Source organism: Micromonospora citrea, assembly GCF_049629545.1.
GTDB lineage: Bacteria > Actinomycetota > Actinomycetes > Mycobacteriales > Micromonosporaceae > Micromonospora > Micromonospora citrea_A.
In genome coordinates, this window is the sequence record NZ_JBNADX010000016.1 from 90,339 (window position 1) to 107,980 (window position 17,642).

Here is a 17,642-nt window from a genome sequence, read left to right on the forward strand (position 1 = left end):
CCGATGCAACTGCTCACCTTCCTGTACGTCGCCACGGTGGCCCGCCTGTCCGAGCTGCGCCGCGAGGCCGACCGGGGCGACAGCCCGGTCCCCACCGCGGTGATCATCGCCGGGCTGGTCGCGGCGGGCATCACCGTCACCGCCCTGGTCGCGACCAAGGCCAAGGCGTGGATGGACGGCATCCCGACCAAGTGATCCGCCTCCGTCCCGCCGTCGCGCCCCGGGACCGGACGGCCGCCGCCGTCCGGTCCCGCGGCACGCCCTCCCGCGTCCCCGGCGCCCGCGCCGCCGTGCGGGCCGTCCGGCGACGCCTCACCGCCGGGGGTACGGACCGGGGCGCGAACCCGGTCGAGCTGGCCGTCGTGATGCCCGCGGTGCTGTTGCTGCTCTTCGCCTCCGTCCAGGTGGCGGTCTGGTTCGTGGCCCGCTCCACCGCGCTGCACGCGGCGCAGAGCGGGGTCAACGCCCAGCGGACGCTGCACGCACCGGCGGGCGCGGGTGAGGCCCGCGCCGCCCGGTTCCTCGGCAGCGCCGGCGACTGGCTGATCGGCGCGGAGCCGACCTGCGTCACCGGAACCACCGAGGTCACCTGCACGGTCACCGGCCGGTCCCTGTCGGTCGTCCCGGGCGTCAGCTTCGGCGTACGGCAGACCGCGCACGGCACCGTCGAGCGCTGGACCACCCCGTGAACGCCCCGGTGGACCGTCGCGCCCGGGGCTCGGTCTCGGTGGAGGTGGCCGTGCTGGCCCCGGCGTTCATCGCGCTGATCGTGCTGGCCGGGGTGACCGGGCGGACGGCGGTGGCCGACGAGGCGGTCGAGTCGGCCGCGCACGACGCCGCCCGGGCCGCCTCGATCTCCCGGGACGCCGCCACCGCCCGCGCCGCCGCCCGGGACGCCGCCCGCCGCCAGCTCGACTGGCGACGCCTGAACTGCGAGGGCGCCCCGAAGATCACCTTCAGCGGCTCGGTGCGCGGCCGGCCGGCCGGCTTCGACGCGGCGTACCGCAGCCCGGTCGGGCAGCCGGCGAGCGTCACGGTCGCGATCACCTGCGTGGTCTCCCACGCCGACCTGCAGGCCCCCGGCCTGCCCGGCGTGCCGCTGCGCACCACCGCCTCGGCGACGTTCACCTCGCCGCTGGACCGGTACCGGAGCCGGGGATGAGGGCGCGCGGGCCGCGGCGGGACGAGGGACGGGTCAGCCTGTTCCTGGCCGTCACCATGACCGGCGTGCTGGCGATCATCGGGGTCGCGTACGACGGCGCCGGCCAGCTCCGGTCGTTGCAACGCGCCGACAACCTCGCCGCCGAGGCGGCCCGCAGCGGCGGCCAGGCCGTCGACCGGGCCCGGGCGATCGAGGGCGGCCCGAAGGAGATCGACGAGGCCGACGCCCGGGCCGCCGTCCGCGACTACCTCGCGGCGGCGGGCGTGACCCGGTACCAGGTCACCTTTCCGGTGGTCGGCGGCGAGAAGCAGATCCAGGTCCGGGTCACCGTCACCTACCACCGGCACATGCTCGGCCTGTTCGGCATGGACAGCACCGTCACCGTCTCGGGCGAGGCCACCGCACGCGCCCTCACCGAGGCACCGTAGGAAGGGAAGGCCGCCATGACCGCACCACGTGGGTCCGCCGTCCGGCGGACCGGCCAGCTGCTCACCGGCTTCGGATCGCTGGTCGTGCTGATCGCGCTGCTGGCGGGCGCCCCGGTGGCGCTGCTCGCCTTCGCCGGCAACCCGCTCCCCGACCACCTGCCCAGCCTCGGCGAGGTGGGCACCGCGCTGACCAGCCGCGACGACGGCCGGCTCTTCCTGCGGGCGCTGGCGGTCCTCGGCTGGTTCGGCTGGGCGACGTTCGCCTTCTCCGTCCTGGTGGAGCTGGGGGCGCAGGCGGCGCGGCGACCGGCGCCCCGGCTGCCCGGGATGAGCCGGCAGCAGCGGGCGGCGGCGGCCCTGGTCGGGTCGGTCGCCTTGATCGTCGCGGCGGCCCCGGCGGCCAGCGCGGCGACGACCGTGGCGTACCCGGCGACGAGCACGGCGTACCCGGCGACGGCGACGACCACGGTGGCGTACCCGGCGACGACCGTGGCCCTGCCGGCCACCACGGTGAAAGCGCCGCCGACCACGACGGCGGGCGCGGTGCCGGAGGGCAGCGGGTCCGAGGCGGCCCGTCCGCCGGCGGCCCCGCCCGTCTACAAGGTGGCCAGGGGCGACTACCTGGGTGAGGTGGCCGAGCGATACCTGGACGACTTCGACCGCTACCGGGAGGTGGCCCGGCTCAACCGGCTGCCCGACCCGGACCGGATCCGCCCCGGCCAGTTGATCAAGCTGCCGGCGCAGGCCACTGACGGCGGCACCCGCCAGCACGCGACCGGTCGCCTGGTGGCGACCCCGCCCCGCAAGCCGTCGCCGCGCCCGCCGGCGGCCACCCCGACCACGCCACAGGGGTCACCGGAGACGGCCGCGCCGGGCGCGCCGGGGCCCGACACCCGCGCGACCCCGGACGAGCGGGTCGATCCGCGATCGCCGGAGCAGCCGGTGCCGCAGCAGACGCAGCCGCTGCCGCAGCGGGAGGACCCGGTCGGGGTGCCGCCGGCGCTGGCCGCCGGGGCGTCCCGGGCCACCGGGGACGACGGGATCAACCGGCCGCTGGCCGTCTCGGCGGTGCTCGCCGTGGCGAGCATCGTCGGCGCGCAGATCGGCGCGGTGCTCGGGCTGCGCCGCCGCCCGGCCCGGGCCACCGCCGCCGCTGCCCGCGCGCTGGTCACCGGGCGGCACCGCCGCGACTGACCGGGGCGCGTCGCACACCGAACGGCACCGCCGGGACCGACCCGCAGGGTCAGGGGAGCTTGGTCTGCAGCACGCCGTCGACCACCCGGGTGGGCAGGAGCTGCTGGTCGTTGGGGGACGGCCCGTGCACGACCTCGCCGCCGTTGAGGCGGAACGCAGAGCCGTGCCACGGGCAGACCACGCAGTCGTGCCCGTCGATCTCCTGCACCTCGCCCTCGCCGAGCGGGCCGCTCTGGTGCGGGCAGCGCTCCAGCATCACGGTGACCTCGTCGCCGTGCCGGTAGAGGATCACCGAGACGTCGTCCACCTCGCGGGTGACGAGCTTGCGCTGCGGCAGGGTGGCCAGGTCGGCGACCGCCTTCCACTCGTCGCTCATCCGGTGCAGCTCGGAGATGCTCTGGCTGACCTGCGCGCCCTGCTTGTACGCCAGGTGCCCGCCGAGGTACGCCCCGGCGCTCGCCGCGCTCAACCCGAGGTACGCCAGCGTCCGACCTGTCCCGTGCCGGCCGCTGAGCCGGGCGGCGAGCGAACCGGCGTAGAGCGCCAACCCGACGGAATTGGCGGCGGCGTGCACCAGCCCGACCCGGCGCTGGTCGCGGGCGAGGGCGGCCCAGTCGTTCAGCCCGGCGACGGCGGCGGGCACGGCGCTCACCGTGCCGAGGGCGACCAGGGTGGTCGCCGCCCGGCGCTGCCCGGGCAGCAGGTCCACCACGGCGGCGCTGATCCAGGCGCCCACCGGCACCTGCACCATCGCCGGGTGCAGCGGGTGGCCCAGCCAGACACCGTGCAACAAATCGCGGACCCGCTGCGGGCGCAGGGTCCCCTGCACCGCGCGTTGCAGCCGGTCACCGATCCGGTCCAGCTTCGCGTTCTGCTCGATCTTCGTCATCAGCGCTCGCACCTTCTCCGACTTCCCGGCAGGCGCGGTCGCAAACCGGGCGGGTGGCACGATCCCCCGCACGGGGGACGTCAGCGCCAGTCCTCGACCCTCGGATGGAGGGTGGCGCTGCGGAACAGCCCGTCCAGGTTGCCGCCGAGCGCCCGCAGGGTTGCCTTGTCATGAGCGGCCAGCTCGACGTAGAGGCCCTGGACGCCGTACACCTGGAGGCTCGCCCCGCCGTCGAGGGAGGACCGGCGGCGGGCGGGGTGGCCGTCGATGGTCGAGTCGGGATCGCCGATCACCCCGTTGTCGCCCGAGGTGGACCTGCGCGGCACGACCAGCACGACCAGCGGCCAGTCCCCGTACTTGGTGCGCTTTCCCGCGCCGTACGACAGCTCCACGTTCCAGCTGCCGTCCGCCGACATGCCCACCCGGTGGAGCATCGGCCTCAGCCCGGCGGGGAGCCGCTCGAAGCGCACCGGCAACCGGACCGGACGATCCACGGCGTACCGCACGTCGAGGGCGATCCGGCGGGCCAGCGCGCGGGGGTCGGTGCCCGGCGGTACGGACTGCACCGCCACCTCGGCCCAGGCGCTCGGCGCGTACTCCCAGCGCAGTGCGGCGGCATCGGGAACGGGGGCGACGGCCGTGTTCCAGCGCGCGGTCCGGCCGTTGAGGGGTTCGGCCGGCTCCAGTCCGACCGGGCCCGCCGTGCCGGAGGCGACGGCATAGTCGCGGGCCATGTCGAGGGCGATGTCGTGACCGGCGGTGACGATCCGCAGGTCGGCCACGGTTCCGGCGGCCTTGGCCGTCGGACTCGTCGGCGTGGCCGCCTGCACGGTGAGCCCGTCGACGCCGGCGAGCACGGAACGGTCGGTCAGTCCGTCGGGGAGCCAGCCGAAGTCGGCGTACTGCCGGGCGGGGTCGAAGGCCGCCGGGGCACGGTCCGGCATCGGGGCGACGGAGACCGGGGGCGGGCTCGAGCCGACGGCCGGACCTGCCGGGTCGGCTCGCCCCCGCCCGGCGGCGTGGTCGACGAGCGTGGGAACGGCGGCGAGGACCGTCACCGCCGCGATCCCTGCGGCCACCGTCGCGGCGACGCGCCGCCGCCGCACCGTCCGGCGACCGTCGCGTACGGCCCGGCCGAGGTCCACCCCCGATGCGGGGAGCGACACCTCCCGCAGCGGCGTGAACAGCTTCTCCTCCATCACTTCCCCTCTCCGGTGATCGCGTAGGCGGCGGTGCCGAGCAGGCGGCGCAGGTGGGCGAGGCCCTGGGAGGTCTGGCTCTTGACGGTGCCGGCGGCGCACCCGAGGATCGCGGCAACCTCGTCCACCGGTCGGTCGTCCAGGAAACGCAGCACCAGCACTGCCCGCTGCCGGGGTGGCACCTGGGCCAGGGCGGCGCGCAGCAGCTCCCGGTCCTCGACGGTGTCGCCGGCGGGGACCGGCACGGGCTCCGGCGGCGTGTCGACCAGGCGTACCCGGGACCAGAGCCGGCGTCTCTCGTCGAGGAAGACCCGGACCAGGACCGTGCGGACGTACGCGTCGAGGTTGTCGGCGGCGCGGGCCCGGCGCCAGTTGACGTAGACCCGGGTGACGGCGGTCTGCACGAGGTCGTCGCCACGGTGGGCGTCCCCGGTGAGCTGGCAGGCGATCCGGCGCAGCGCCGGCAGCCGCGCCGTCACGTACTCGACGTACTCACGTTCCAGGTCCGCCCGCATCCACCCACCCCGTCCGTGAACGACTCCACCCCGCTGACGGACCCGGCCGCCGTTCGGGTTGGGTGCGACGCAGGATTTTCCGTCGCGCCGTTCGGGACACGCCGGCTGGCCGGCCCACGACGGTCGCCGTCGAGGTCGGCCCGAGCGACGAGGTGTGGGCTAGCCTCCCGGGATGCGTCCCCACCGGATCTCCCGTGCCGAGGCCCGACGCGTCGCGGTACGCGCGCAACTGCTCGACGCGCGACCACCGTCGGATCTGCTGGCGGCGGTGGAGCAGCTGACCTTCCTCCAACTCGACCCCACGGCCGCCGTGGCGCCCAGCGCCGACCTCGTGGCGTGGTGCCGCCTCGGTGCCGGGTACCGGCCGGCGCACCTGCAGCAGGCGTTGGAGCGGGATCGCACCCTGTACGAGCACAACGCCTACGTCCGGCCGATGGCGGACCTCGGGCTGCACCTGGCCGAGATGGCGGCCTGGCCGGCGGAGGGCAGCCGTGCGCACGCCTGGCTGGCGGCGAACGACTCCTTCCGCCGGTACGTGCTCGACCTGCTGCGCGACTCCGGCCCGCTGCTGTCCCGCGAGGTGCCGGACCGCAGTGTGGTGCCGTGGCCGTCGACGGGCTGGACGAACAACCGCAACGTCACCCGGATGCTGGAGTTCCTCGCCGCCCGGGGCGAGGTCGCCATCGCCGGCCGGGTCGGCCGGCAGCGGCGGTGGGATCTGGCCGAGCGGGTCCACCCGGCGGACACCAGGGTCGTGCCGGCGGACGAGGCCCGGCGTACCCGCGACGAGCGGCGGTTGCGCTCACTGGGCGTCGCCCGGGCGTCGGTCGTCGGGGAGGCCGGTGAGCCGGCGGAGATCGAGGGCACCACGGGCGGGTGGCGGGTCGACCCGGCGGCGCCGGATCGGCCGTTCGCCGGGCGTACCGCGCTGCTGTCGCCCTTCGACCGGCTGGTCCACGACCGCAAACGGCTGCGCGAGCTGTTCGACTTCGAGTACGTCCTGGAGATGTACGTGCCGAGAGCGAAGCGGCGCTGGGGCTACTTCGCGCTGCCCGTGCTGCACCACGACCGACTGGTCGGCAAGGTGGACGCCACGGCCGACCGGAAGGCGGGCGTGCTGCGGGTGCACGCCGTCCACGAGGACGTTCCCTTCGACGGGGAGACGGCAGCCGCGGTCCGGGTCGAGCTGGCCGCGCTGGCCGCGTGGCTCGGGCTGACCGACGTCAGCTTCGCGGAGGGCTGACCCGCTCCGACCGCAGATCGACTCCGTGTCGGCGATACGGCGGTGTCCGTCCAGCCAGATACCGCCGTATCGCCGTCAAGCCGACCGCCGCCGGACCAGCCTCCGGGCGGCGCGGACGTCAGCGGGAGGCGGTCCAGCGGTCGGCGTGCAGCGCCTCGGTCAGCGGGCGCTTCTGCCGCCACCCGTGCCGGGCCAGGTCAGGGACGGACTCCAGGTGGGTCACCGGCCCGACGCAGAGCCAGGCGACCGGACGGATCCCCGCCGGGATGCCCAGCAGGTCGGCCAGGAACGGCTCCCGGTAGAAGGAGACCCAGCCGACGCCGAGCCCTTCGGCGGTGGCCGCGAGCCAGAGGTTCTGGATCGCCAGGCAGACCGAGTAGAGGCCGGCGTCGGCGATGGCGTGCCGGCCGAGCACGGCCGGGCCACCCCGGGACGGGTCGTAGGTGACCACGATCGACAGGGTCGACTCCAACACCCCGTCGATCTTGATCCGGGCGAACCGGGCAGCCGCCTCGCCGTCCAGGGTGGCGGCGAAGGTGTCCCGCTCCACCTGCACGTGCTCGTGGAAACGGCGGCGGATCCCGGCGTCCCGGACCAGGACGAAGTCCCACGGCTGCGAGTAGCCGACGCTGGGCGCGGCGTGCGCCGCGTCGAGGACCCGGTGCAGGGTGTCGTCCGGCACCGGCTCGCCGGTGAACTCGGCGCGGACGTCCCGACGACGGTGGATGGCGGTGTAGAGGTCCATGGCAGGCTCCCGCTGCGCTCGGCCCACCGGCAGGTGGGCGGTCGACGCGAGGCCGGTCTTCGGACTCCCGGATCGACGCCTGACCGTCCGCCTTCCCAGCCGTACGGCCAGTGGCTGCGCTGCGTGCGCGTGGACGGTGGCTCCCCGGTCACCGCGGCGGGCCCGTGCCGGATTCGCACCGGCTTCCCAGATTCTCCCCGCAGCCGCGGGGCACCTCGCATGATCGTGCCGTCGGCGATGCTAGCGGCCCGACGGGTGGAGCCGGCAGGCACGCCGGGGCGGCTGCCGTCTACAGTGTCGGACTCCGGCCCGTGACCCGGTCGAACCGACCGCCGAGGCCGCACATCCACGGGGGAACACCATGACGCGTACGCCTGCCCGAGTCGTCCGTACCGCCCTGACCCTGGCCGTCGCCGCCGGCCTCGCGGCGGGCTGCCAGGGCGAGGAGAAGTCGGCCGCGCCGGCCGCCGCGCCGTCGGCGTCCACCGCGCCCAGCCCGACGGTCGACGTCGCCGCGAACAGCAAGCAGGTCTGCGACGCCAGCCTCGCCCTGGTCAAGAAGCACTTCGTCGCGATGGCGGACGACGCCATCGCGGCCATCGACAAGCCGGTCAGCGCCAAGGAGGCGGGCGAGAAGGTCCGCGCGAACTACACCGCGATCGCCGAGGGGTTGCGCGCCGAGGCGCCCAAGGCGGCCGACCCGCAGGTGCGCACCGCCCTGGAGAACCTGGCCGGCGCGGTCGAGAAGCGGCTCACCGGCCCGGACGCCACCAAGGTGGAGGCCCCGGACCTGGACCCGACCCTGAAGGCGGTCGACGCCGCCTGCGGCAACTGACCCACCGGGCGCCGGCCCCTGGCGGGCCGGCGCCGCCGGAGGGCATGCTGTGCCGATGGCCGTACACGTGGCGCACGACGGACCGGTGACCACGGTGATCCTCGACCGGGCGGCGTCCCGCAACGCCGTCGACGGGCCGACCGCGCGGGCCCTCGCCGACGCGTTCCGCGCCTTCGAGGCCGACCCGGACGCCCGGGTCGCGGTGCTCTGGGGCGCGGGCGGCACGTTCTGCTCGGGAGCCGACCTCAAGGCGATCGGCACGCCGCGCGGCAACCGGGTCGAGTCCGACGGCGACGGTCCGATGGGTCCCACCCGGATGTCGCTGTCCAAGCCGGTCGTCGCCGCGATCTCCGGGTACGCCGTCGCCGGCGGGCTGGAACTGGCGCTCTGGTGCGACCTGCGGGTCGCCGAGTCGGACGCGGTGCTCGGGGTCTTCTGCCGGCGGTGGGGCGTACCGCTGGTCGACGGCGGGACGGTGCGGCTGCCGAGGCTGATCGGCCAGAGCCGGGCGATGGACCTGATCCTCACCGGCCGCCCGGTGAGCGCCGACGAGGCGTACGCGATGGGCCTGGTCAACCGGGTGGTCCCGCCGGGTGGGGCGCGGGCGGAGGCCGAGCGGCTGGCCGCCGACATCGCCCGCCACCCGCAGGCGTGCCTGCGCAACGACCGCGCCTCGGTGCTGGCCGGCGCGGGTCTGCCCGAGCCGGAGGCGATGGCCACCGAACTGGCCTACGGTCTGGACTCCCTCGCCACGGACGCGGTGGCCGGCGCGGCCCGCTTCGCGGCCGGCGCCGGCCGTCACGGCCGGGACGCCGCCGGTTAGCCGCGGTCCGGCACACTCGTGGGCGTTGCCGCCGACGGGGAGGCTCGCATGCGACTCGATCCGACCGACGTCGAGCGACGGGTCCGGGAGGCGTACCTCCGGGGGGCGCCGGTCGACCTGAGCGGCCGGCACGCCGACGACGAGGCCGCCGCCGTACGCGCCGAATTCCTGGTCGCGCTGCTGCTCGACACGGCGGAGAAGGAACCCGGAAGGGTGGCCCGGCTGACCGTCAGCGGTGCCCGCGTCGTCGGGCGCGTCGACCTGCGGGACGCGGAGATCACCGCTGCGGTGGAGCTCGTCGACTGCGAGTTCGACCAGCCACTCGACCTCTCCGGCGCCAGGACGCGGCGGCTGCGCCTCTCCCGGTCGAGGCTGCCGGGAGTCGACCTCGCCGGCTGCTCCGTGGAGGGGGACCTCGTCCTCGACGGCTGTCACGTCGCCGGCCCGGTACGCCTTGTCCGGACGACCGTCTCCGGCCTGCTGGACCTGGCCGGGGCGCGGCTGGCGTACGCCGACGGGCCCGCCCTCCTCGCCGACGAGCTGAAGGTCGGGCACAACATGTTCTGCCGCGAGCTCCGGACCGAGGGCGAGATCCGCCTGCTCGGCGCACACGTCGGCGGCGACCTGGTGCTCTCCGGCGCACGGCCGGCCAGCACCGCGGGCCACGCCCTCGACGCCGGCAGCCTGGTCGTCGGGCGGGGGCTGTTCTGCGACCGGGGCTTCACCGCATCCGGTGACGTCCGGCTGACCGGCGTCCAGGCGGACGTGCTGCACCTCGGGCCGGTGACCGGCACGACCGACCTGCGGCACGCGCGGGTGCGGCTGCTGCGCGACGATCCCGTCGACTCGGCGGGCGTCCTGCACCTGGACGGGCTGGTCTACGAGGCCCTGGACCCGCTGGTGCCGGCGCCGGCCAGGCTGGCGTGGCTCGGCCGCCAGCCGGACGGCTACCGGCCCCGGCCGTACGAGCAGCTCGCCGTCGCGTACCGCCGGCTGGGGCACGACGCCGACGCACGGCGGGTGCTCCTGGCCCGCAACCGGCGACGGCGGGCGACCCTGCCGAGCCTGTCGCGGGTGTGGGGGCTGCTCCAGGACTGGACCGTGGGCTACGGGTACCTGCCCGGCCGGGCCCTGGCCTGGCTGCTGTGCCTGCTCGCGGCGGGCACCGCGCTCTTCGCGAACCACCCGCCGCTGCGCGTCCAGGACCGGATCGCCTTCAATCCGGTGCTCTACACCCTGGACCTGCTGCTGCCCGTGCTGAGCATCGGCCAGGAACGCGCCTTCGCCCCCGGTGATCCGCTCACCCAGTGGTCCGCCTACCTGTTGATCGCGGCGGGCTGGCTGCTCGCGACCACGGTCACCGCCGCCCTGCTGCGCACCCTCGGCCGGAGCTGACCGGGCATCCTCAGCCGAGGTCGCGCAGCGCGTCCTCGATCGCCCGGTGGAACGTCGGGTACGCGTAGATCATGTGGCGGAGCCGGCTGAGCGGCACTGCGGCGTGCACCGCCACGACCAGCCCTGACAGCACCTCACCGCCGGCCGGACCGACCGACGTCGCGCCGATCAGCACGCCCTGGTCGGCGTCGGCGACCAGCTTGACGAGGCCCTCGTTGCCGGCCTTGTGGATCCAGCCCCGGGCTGACGACGGGAGCTGGGCGAGGCCGACCTGCACGTTGATCCCGCGCTCCCGGGCCTGCCGCTCGGTGAGGCCGACCGCGCCGACCTCAGGGTCGGTGAAGGTGACCCGGGGCAGGGCCCGGTAGTCGGCGCGCGGGACGGTGCCGGCCACACCGCTCTGGCCGGACCCGGCCGTCGTACCGCCGACGGCGTCGGTCGTGCCCATCGCGCCGCCGACCACGCTGGCGGTGCCGCTGGCGTCCGGGCCGCCCCGGGCCCGACGGACGTGGTCGAGCAGGTCGGCGACCACGATCGACGCCTGGTACATGGCGACGTGGGTGAACGCCCCCTCGCCGGTGATGTCGCCGACCGCCCACACCCCGTCGGTGGCGTGCATCCGGTCGTCGACCGGCAGGTAGCGCTGCGCGCAGTCGACGCCGACGGAGTCGAGGCCCAACTCCTCCAGGTGGGCCTTGCGGCCGGTGACCACCAGCAGCCGCTCGGCGGTGTACGACTCCTCGCCCGCGTGCACGGTGAACGTCGCACCGTCGTGGCTGACCCGGTCGGCCTTCACCCCGGTGTGGATCCGGACCCCGTCGGCGCGCAACGCGGCCGCCGCGATCTCCGACGCCTCGGGCTCCTCGATGGCGAGCACCCGGTCCGCCGCCTCGATCACGGTCACCCGGACGCCGAACCGGGCGAAGACCTGCGCCAGTTCCAGCCCGATCGCGCCGCCACCGAGCACCAGCAGCGATCCGGGCAGCTGCTCGACCTCGACCGCCTGGTGGTTCGTCCAGTACGGAGTGTCGGCCAGCCCGTCGATCGGCGGGACCGACGGGCTCGTGCCGGTGCCGACGACGATGCCGTACCGGGCCTGGAGGACCCGGTCTCCGACGACCACCCGGCCGGGGCCGTCGAGCCGGGCGTTGCCGCGCAGGAACCTGCCCCCCTTGCCGGTGAACCGGTCCACCGCGACCTGGTCGTCCCAGGTGTCGGTGGCCTCCTCGCGGATCCGTTTCGCGACCGGCGCCCAGTCGGGGCGGACCTGTGCCGTGCCGGCCAACTGGTCGACGCGCCGCGCCTCGGCCAACGCGTTCGCCGCCCGGATCATCATCTTGCTGGGGATGCACCCCCAGTAGGGGCACTCCCCGCCGACCAGGTTCCGTTCGACGCCGACCACGGTGAGGCCGGCCTCGGCGAGCCGCCCGGCCACCTCCTCGCCGCCGACACCGAGCCCGACCACCACCACGTCCACGATCTCCGGCTCCGCCATCTGGCCAGCATCCTCCAACGCCGGGGACGGCGGCCACCGTTCCGCACCGGAATTCCCGCGCCGGTCACCTCTGCGCGGCTTACGGTGGCCGGGTGCACGCACGCTTCGCTCCGGTCCGGGACTGCTTCCACGACCTGCTCTCCGCCGGCCGGGAGACCGGTGCCGGCCTGGCCATCTGGTACGACGGCCGTCCCGTGGTCGACCTGGTCGGCGGCGCCCGCTCGGCCGTCGCACCCGGCGTGGTCGCGCTCTCGCCGGAGGCGGGCGATCCGTGGCGGCCGGACACGCTGGTGAACGTCTACTCCGTCGGCAAGCCGGTGGCGGCGCTCTGCCTGCTCACGCTGGTCGACCGGGGACGGGTGGAGCTGGACGCGCCGGTCGCGGCGTACTGGCCGGAGTTCCGGACGCCGGCCACGGTCCGGCAGCTGCTCAGCCACACCGCCGGGCTGCCGGCCTTCCCGGTGCCCCGGCCGGCGCAGGCGGTCGCCGACTGGGCGCTGCTCTGCGCCGACCTGGCCGCCGCCGACCCGGAGTGGGACCCGGGTTCCGTCGCGGGCGAGCACGCCTGGACGTACGGGCACCTGGTGGGCGAGCTGGTGCGCCGGGTGGACGGGCGGCAGGTGGGGCGGTTCCTGGCCGAGGAGATCGCCGGCCCGTGGCGACTCGACCTGGGCTTCGGACTGGACACGGCCGACCAGCGGCGCTGCGCCGACCTGTCGTACGGCGATCCGCAGTGGCCGGTGCGGATGCTCGGCGAGCCGGGGTCGTTGCGTGCCCGGGCGCTGGGCAACCCCGCCGGCGGCCTGGACGTCGCGGTGGTGAACAGCCCGCTGTGGCGGGGCGCGCAGGTGCCCGCGGTCAACCTGCACGCCACCGCGTCCGGGCTGGCCCGGCTCTACGCGGGCCTGCTCGCCGGCGGCACTCTCGACGGGGTCCGCCTGTTCGGCCCCGACCTGGTCGCCGAGGCGACCCGGACCCAGTACGACGGCCCGGACCTGCTGCTGGACCGCCGGACCTGCTGGACGCTCGGCATGCAGCGGGAGGAGGACGGGAGCTGGGGCATGGGCGGGATCGGCGGCAGCAGCGCCTGGGCCGATCCGGAACGCGGCTACGTCTTCGCGTACGCGACGGCCCGGCTGGCCGACCACGACCGGGTGGAGGAGCTGGTGGAGGCCCTGCACTCCTGCCTGTGACGCCGGGACTCCCCGGTCGGGAGGGGGCCGGGGCCACCCGCCCGGCCGCCATCGCCGTCCGTCCCGCTGGCCGGCCCGCCGACGGCGTCGTACCGCGCGGACCGGCCGGTGTCCATTCCCGGGCGGTGACGGATAGCGGACCGGCCGGTGGGCGCGTCGGCGCTGTCGCGGCGCACTCACCGTCCGTACGCTTCCTGGTTCGTGGAGAACGAAGCGCCCGCCGCCGGCCGGGAAGGCCGGTCGACCCGTCCACCCGCTCCCGCCGCCCCCGCCCTCCTGGGGGACCGGTCCAGCGTGGCCACCAACGTGATCTCGGCCGTGACGGGGCTGATGACCATGGTCCAGCTGCTCCGCACCGATGCGCTGTGGCTGTTCTGGATCGCGCTGGGCGCGCTCGTCCTCGTCGGTCTGATCGCGTACCAGGTGCGGAAGCGGAACTGGCGGGCGGTGGGGGTCAGCCTCGTCGTACTGCTGGTCCTGGGCGCGGTCGGCGGGCTGCTCGCCGTCTCCCGGCAGCCGGGCCGCCAGCCGGCCGGGGTCGCGAAGCCCACCGCCCCGCAGGCCGGCGTCCCCTCGTCCGGCGCTCCGGCATCCGCTCCGGCGTCCGGTGCCCCGCCGGCCGGCGGCCCGACGGCCGGCGGCTCCGAGGCGGCGGGCGCCCCGTCCGCCACCGCCGCCGCGCCGATCGTCTTCAGCGACGTGGTGCAGCTCGACAAGAAGACCGGCGTCGACCTGGACGGCCGGCGGGCCGATCGCAGGTCCACCCAGGACGCCACCGTCGACCTCTACCTGGACTGGGGTTACGTCCTCTACTCCAGCGTCCGGCACAGCGCCCTGTACGACGACAGCAACCAGGGCCCGGAGCAGGGCGCCGACGCCCGCTGCCGGACCTACCGGGAGGACGACCGGCAGAGCTTCGCGCACCACTACGTCGGTGGCGGCAACCAGCAGTACTGCTTCACCACCTCCGAGGGGCGTCCCGGCTGGGTGCAGGCGGTGAACTCGGTCGGCGACGGCGGGCTGATCGTCAAGGTCACCGTCTGGGAGAAGTAGCGCTCAGCGGAGCCACACCGGGTCGGCCCCGGGCACCTCCAGCGGCGGCGGGTAGTCCAGCGTCCGCCGCAGTTCGTCCGGCAGCCGCCACGGCTGGTGCACCGCCTTGCCGGCCACCGACGCCAACTCGGGCACCCACCTGCGTACGTACCGGCCGTCGGGGTCGTACCGCTCGGCCTGCCGGACCGGGTTGAGGCTGCGGTACGGCCGGCTGTCGTTACCGGTGCCGGCCACCCACTGCCAGTTGCCGGAGTTGTTCGCCACGTCGCCGTCGAGCAGCCAGCGGGAGAAGACCTCGACGCCGGGCCGCCAGTCCAGCCCGAGCACCTTGGTCAGGTACCCGGCGGTGATCAGGCGGGCCCGGTTGTGCATCCAGCCCTCCGCCCGGAGCTGCCGCATCCCGGCGTCGACGATCGGCATCCCGGTCCGCCCCTCGGTCCACGCCGCCATGGCCTCGGCGTCGTACCGCCAGTCCTCCGCCGCGCCGCGCCGGTACGCCTTCGTGGAGATCTCCGGGAAGGCGGCGGTGACCTGGTAGTAGAAGTCGCGCCAGCAGAGCTGACGGACGAAGGGTCCGGCCCGGTCACCGGCCCGGTTCGCCACCGCCAGCGGCGACAGGCAGCCGAAGCGTAGGTAGGGGCTGAGCCGGGAGGTCTCGTCGCCCGCCAGGTCGTCGTGGATGTCGTCGTACCGGTCCAGGGTGGTCAGCCACCGGTCGAGCCGGCGCCGGCCCGGGCCCTCGCCGCCCTCCGCCGCCTGCGGCGACCCGCCCGTCGGCAGGGCGGGCAGCCGGCCGACCCGTACGCCGTCGGGCAACTCGACCCGCTCCGGGGCGGCCAGTTCCTCCCGCCACTTCGCGGCCAGCCAGCTGCGGTGGTACGGGCTGAACACCCGGTAGTGGTCGCCACCGGCCGGTCGCAGCGCCCCCGCCTCGACGACGGTGACGCCGGGGAAGAGCCGCAGGAACAGCCGGTGCCCGTCGCACTCCTCGCGCAGCCGGCGCTCGCGGCGGTGGGCGTACCGGCTGACGTCGGCGGAGAGGCCGATGCCCTCGGCGTCCACCTCCCGGGCCAGCCGGATCGTCTCGGTGACCGGGTCGCCCCGGCGGACCACCAGGTCGCCGCCGCGCTGCCGCAACGCCTCGCGCAGCTCGCCGAGGCTCTGGTGCAGGAACCGGGTGCGGTTGGGTGAGCGGTCGGCCAGTGCCGGGTCGAGGACGTACAGCGGGACCACCCGGTCGAACGCGGCGCAGGCCGTCGCCAGCGCCGGGTGGTCGTGCACCCGCAGGTCGCGGGTGAAGAGCACGACAGCCGTACGTCGGCTCATCGGCGTACCGGCGCCGGCCCGGGTAGGGCGACCGGGCTCCCGGTCGGGGTGAGCAGGGCACGGGCGGCCACCGCCATCCGGCGACGCCGGGGCACCAGCGCCCGGCGGACGAAGACGTCGTAGTCCTGCGCGGCGACGGCGTCGAGGATGCCGCCGTAGAGCGCGTACGCGGTGCGCATGCAGGCCTGCGAGGCGGGGCTGAGCAGTCCGATCCCGGGCGCGGCGGCCTCGTAGTGGGCCTGGGCGCGGCTCACCTCGTACTCGATCAGCTCGCGGATCTTGCCGGTGGTGCGGCCCTGCGCCTTCGCCGCGAGCAGGTCCTCGCGGGTCACGTCGAACTTCGCCAGGTCCTCGTCGGGCAGGTAGGTGCGACCCCGGTCGAGGTCCTCGGAGACGTCCCGGATGAAGTTGGTGAGCTGGAAGGCGAAGCCGAGCTGGCGGGCCGGCTCGCGGGCGGCGGCCGGGTCCGAGCTGCCGAGGATCGGGAGCATCATCGTGCCGATGACCGCCGCCGAGCCCTCCATGTAGTCGAGCAGGTCGTCGTAGGTCGGGTACGACATGACGGTCAGGTCCATCGCCATGCTGCGCAGGAACGACGCGAAGTCGTCCCGGTCCAGGTCGAAGACGGCGATGGTGTGCAGCACGGCGGGGAGCAGCGGGTCGTCGACCGGCTCGCCGTGCAGGCCGGCGACGAAGCGGGACGACCACTGTCCGAGTCGGGCCGCGCGCTCGGCCGGCGGGAGGTCCTCGGTGCGGTCGACGATCTCGTCGGCGTAGCGCGTGAATCCATACAAAGCATGCACATGCCGCCGTTTCCAAGCGGGGAGCAGGCGGGTGGCGAGATAGTAGGTGCGCCCGTGTCGCCTGTGCAGCTCCTGGCAGCGGGCGTAGGCCGCGGTGAGATCGGTGTCCACCGGCCCTCCTCGAAATTCGACGCAGCAATCGACGCAACTCGTAACCCTAGGGTACGCTCCCCCACATGGCCAACGACGCAGTTGCGGGTAACGCGCTCCGCGTCGCGCCGGCACAGCCGGGAGCGACGGACGATCCGGTCCGCGGCGTACTGGCCGCGTTCACCAAGGACCTGATCAAGGGGGTCGACGAGACACTGGCGGCGTTCCTCGCCGCCGAGGTCGACTCGCTCACCGAGATCGACGCAGCGATGGGTGGTTTCGCCGCCACGGCACGCGACTGCGTGCTGGCCGGCGGCAAGCGGGTCCGCCCGACCTTCGCGTACTGGGGCTGGCGCGGGGTGGTGGGCGGCGGCGAACCGCTGCCCTCGGTGCTGCCGGCGTTCGCCGCGCTGGAGCTGCTGCACACCTTCGCCCTGGTGCACGACGACGTGATGGACGCCTCCGACACCCGGCGCGGCCTGCCCACCGCGCACCGGGCCGCCGCCGCGCGGCACCGCGCCGCCGGGCACACCGGCGACCCGGACCGGTTCGGCGAGGCGGTGGCCGTGCTCATCGGCGACCTCTGCATGGTCTGGGCGGACCGGCTGCTCAGCCACGCCACCCTGCCGCCGGCCCGGCTGTTCGAGGTGCGCCGCTGCTACGACCGGATGCGGATCGAGACGGTCGCCGGGCAGTACCTCGACGTGCTCGGCGAGCACGACGCGGCGAACTGGTCGGTGGACCGGGCGCTGCGGGTGGCCCGCTACAAGACCGCCAGCTACACCGTCCAGCGACCGCTGCTCTTCGGCGCGTGCCTGGCCGGGGTAGAGGCCGACGCGCCGCTGATCGCCGCCTACACCCGCTACGGCCTGGCCGTGGGCGAGGCGTTCCAGCTCTGCGACGACCTGCTCGGCGTCTACGGCGACCCGGCGACCACCGGCAAGCCGGCCGGCGACGACCTGCGTACCGGCAAGCCGACCGCGCTGCTGATGCTGGCCCGGCAGCTCGCCACCCCGGCCCAGCGACGGGCGCTGGACCGGGCCGGCAAGGTGACCGGGGCCCGTGAGGTGACCCGGCTGGCGGAGGTGGTCGCCGACACCGGGGCGGTCACCCGGGTCGAACGGATGATCTCCGACCGGGTAGCCGAGGCGCTGACCGCGCTCGACACCGCGTCGATCGACGAGACCGCGCGCACCGCGCTGACCGGTCTCGCCACCGCCGCCACCAAGCGGCGGGCATGATGGGCAACTTCGT

At 75.2% G+C, this 17,642-nt stretch carries 19 protein-coding genes and 1 riboswitch; of the genes, 12 read left to right on the forward strand and 7 right to left on the reverse strand.

The annotated features are described in order from the left end of the window. Positions 1-3 precede the first annotated feature (3 nt). The 5 genes from ACPFP2_RS18435 (at position 4) to ACPFP2_RS18455 (ending at position 2,784) form a co-directional block, all read left to right on the forward strand. The gene (locus ACPFP2_RS18435; protein ID WP_424090408.1) at positions 4-195 is read left to right on the forward strand and encodes a hypothetical protein; all 192 of its coding nucleotides are present in this window, start codon (positions 4-6) and stop codon (positions 193-195) included. Between the two features lie 95 nt (positions 196-290). Further along, the gene (locus ACPFP2_RS18440) at positions 291-689 is read left to right on the forward strand and encodes a TadE/TadG family type IV pilus assembly protein (protein WP_424090473.1); all 399 of its coding nucleotides are present in this window, start codon (positions 291-293) and stop codon (positions 687-689) included. Beyond that, entirely contained in the window at positions 686-1,162 is a 477-nt protein-coding gene (locus ACPFP2_RS18445; RefSeq protein ID WP_424090409.1) for a TadE/TadG family type IV pilus assembly protein, read from the forward strand. The genes ACPFP2_RS18440 and ACPFP2_RS18445 overlap by 4 nt, the downstream gene beginning before the upstream one ends. Next, positions 1,159-1,590, forward strand: coding sequence for a hypothetical protein (locus tag ACPFP2_RS18450; RefSeq protein WP_424090410.1), 432 nt, complete (start codon positions 1,159-1,161; stop codon positions 1,588-1,590). Before ACPFP2_RS18445 ends, ACPFP2_RS18450 begins: the two co-directional genes overlap by 4 nt. 15 nt (positions 1,591-1,605) lie before the next feature. Next, a complete protein-coding gene (locus tag ACPFP2_RS18455; protein ID WP_424090411.1) occupies positions 1,606-2,784 on the forward strand; it encodes a LysM peptidoglycan-binding domain-containing protein in 1,179 nt (392 codons plus the stop codon). Positions 2,785-2,833: 49 nt separating this feature from the next. On the opposite strand, the gene ACPFP2_RS18460 is transcribed toward ACPFP2_RS18455, so the two are convergent. The 3 genes from ACPFP2_RS18460 to ACPFP2_RS18470 form a co-directional block, all read right to left on the reverse strand. Next, the gene (locus ACPFP2_RS18460; RefSeq protein WP_424090412.1) at positions 2,834-3,673 is read right to left on the reverse strand and encodes a Rieske 2Fe-2S domain-containing protein; all 840 of its coding nucleotides are present in this window, start codon (positions 3,671-3,673) and stop codon (positions 2,834-2,836) included. Between the two features lie 80 nt (positions 3,674-3,753). Continuing rightward, complete coding sequence (locus tag ACPFP2_RS18465; RefSeq protein WP_424090413.1) at positions 3,754-4,872, reverse strand: hypothetical protein; 1,119 nt, start codon at positions 4,870-4,872, stop codon at positions 3,754-3,756. Next, complete coding sequence (locus ACPFP2_RS18470) at positions 4,872-5,387, reverse strand: SigE family RNA polymerase sigma factor (RefSeq protein ID WP_424090414.1); 516 nt, start codon at positions 5,385-5,387, stop codon at positions 4,872-4,874. The genes ACPFP2_RS18465 and ACPFP2_RS18470 overlap by 1 nt, the downstream gene beginning before the upstream one ends. A 172-nt stretch (positions 5,388-5,559) precedes the next feature. On the opposite strand from ACPFP2_RS18470, the gene ACPFP2_RS18475 reads away from it, so the two are divergent. Continuing rightward, positions 5,560-6,630: a DNA glycosylase AlkZ-like family protein gene (locus ACPFP2_RS18475; protein ID WP_424090415.1), complete on the forward strand. Its 1,071-nt coding sequence runs from the start codon at positions 5,560-5,562 to the stop codon at positions 6,628-6,630. A 118-nt stretch (positions 6,631-6,748) separates the two neighbouring features. On the opposite strand, the gene bluB is transcribed toward ACPFP2_RS18475, so the two are convergent. Then, the gene (gene bluB / locus ACPFP2_RS18480; protein ID WP_424090416.1) at positions 6,749-7,375 is read right to left on the reverse strand and encodes a 5,6-dimethylbenzimidazole synthase; all 627 of its coding nucleotides are present in this window, start codon (positions 7,373-7,375) and stop codon (positions 6,749-6,751) included. Positions 7,376-7,408: 33 nt separating this feature from the next. Beyond that, a riboswitch (cobalamin riboswitch) is annotated at positions 7,409-7,608 on the reverse strand. Positions 7,609-7,736: 128 nt separating this feature from the next. On the opposite strand from bluB, the gene ACPFP2_RS18485 reads away from it, so the two are divergent. Genes ACPFP2_RS18485 through ACPFP2_RS18495 form a run of 3 tightly spaced genes read left to right on the forward strand, consistent with a single transcriptional unit; the run spans position 7,737 to position 10,428 of the window. After that, positions 7,737-8,210, forward strand: coding sequence for a hypothetical protein (locus tag ACPFP2_RS18485; protein ID WP_424090417.1), 474 nt, complete (start codon positions 7,737-7,739; stop codon positions 8,208-8,210). Between the two features lie 55 nt (positions 8,211-8,265). Beyond that, complete coding sequence (locus ACPFP2_RS18490) at positions 8,266-9,033, forward strand: crotonase/enoyl-CoA hydratase family protein (protein WP_424090418.1); 768 nt, start codon at positions 8,266-8,268, stop codon at positions 9,031-9,033. A gap of 48 nt (positions 9,034-9,081) precedes the next feature. After that, positions 9,082-10,428 (forward strand): hypothetical protein, encoded by a 1,347-nt coding sequence (locus tag ACPFP2_RS18495; RefSeq protein ID WP_424090419.1) that lies wholly within the window; start codon positions 9,082-9,084, stop codon positions 10,426-10,428. 10 nt (positions 10,429-10,438) lie between these two features. Here the strand turns inward: ACPFP2_RS18495 and ACPFP2_RS18500 are convergent, their stop codons facing one another. Then, positions 10,439-11,923: a dihydrolipoyl dehydrogenase family protein gene (locus ACPFP2_RS18500; protein WP_424090420.1), complete on the reverse strand. Its 1,485-nt coding sequence runs from the start codon at positions 11,921-11,923 to the stop codon at positions 10,439-10,441. 92 nt (positions 11,924-12,015) lie between these two features. On the opposite strand from ACPFP2_RS18500, the gene ACPFP2_RS18505 reads away from it, so the two are divergent. Beyond that, positions 12,016-13,116, forward strand: a complete 1,101-nt coding sequence (locus ACPFP2_RS18505; protein WP_424090421.1) for a serine hydrolase domain-containing protein — start codon at positions 12,016-12,018, stop codon at positions 13,114-13,116. A gap of 201 nt (positions 13,117-13,317) precedes the next feature. Then, a complete protein-coding gene (locus ACPFP2_RS18510; RefSeq protein ID WP_424090422.1) occupies positions 13,318-14,169 on the forward strand; it encodes a hypothetical protein in 852 nt (283 codons plus the stop codon). A gap of 3 nt (positions 14,170-14,172) precedes the next feature. Here the strand turns inward: ACPFP2_RS18510 and ACPFP2_RS18515 are convergent, their stop codons facing one another. Then, entirely contained in the window at positions 14,173-15,495 is a 1,323-nt protein-coding gene (locus tag ACPFP2_RS18515; protein WP_424090423.1) for a cryptochrome/photolyase family protein, read from the reverse strand. After that, positions 15,492-16,409, reverse strand: a complete 918-nt coding sequence (locus ACPFP2_RS18520; RefSeq protein ID WP_424090424.1) for a phytoene/squalene synthase family protein — start codon at positions 16,407-16,409, stop codon at positions 15,492-15,494. The genes ACPFP2_RS18515 and ACPFP2_RS18520 overlap by 4 nt, the downstream gene beginning before the upstream one ends. A 65-nt stretch (positions 16,410-16,474) precedes the next feature. Here ACPFP2_RS18520 and ACPFP2_RS18525 point away from each other — a divergent pair, with 65 nt between their 5' ends. Further along, complete coding sequence (locus ACPFP2_RS18525) at positions 16,475-17,629, forward strand: polyprenyl synthetase family protein (protein WP_424090425.1); 1,155 nt, start codon at positions 16,475-16,477, stop codon at positions 17,627-17,629. The last annotated feature ends 13 nt before the right edge of the window (positions 17,630-17,642 follow it).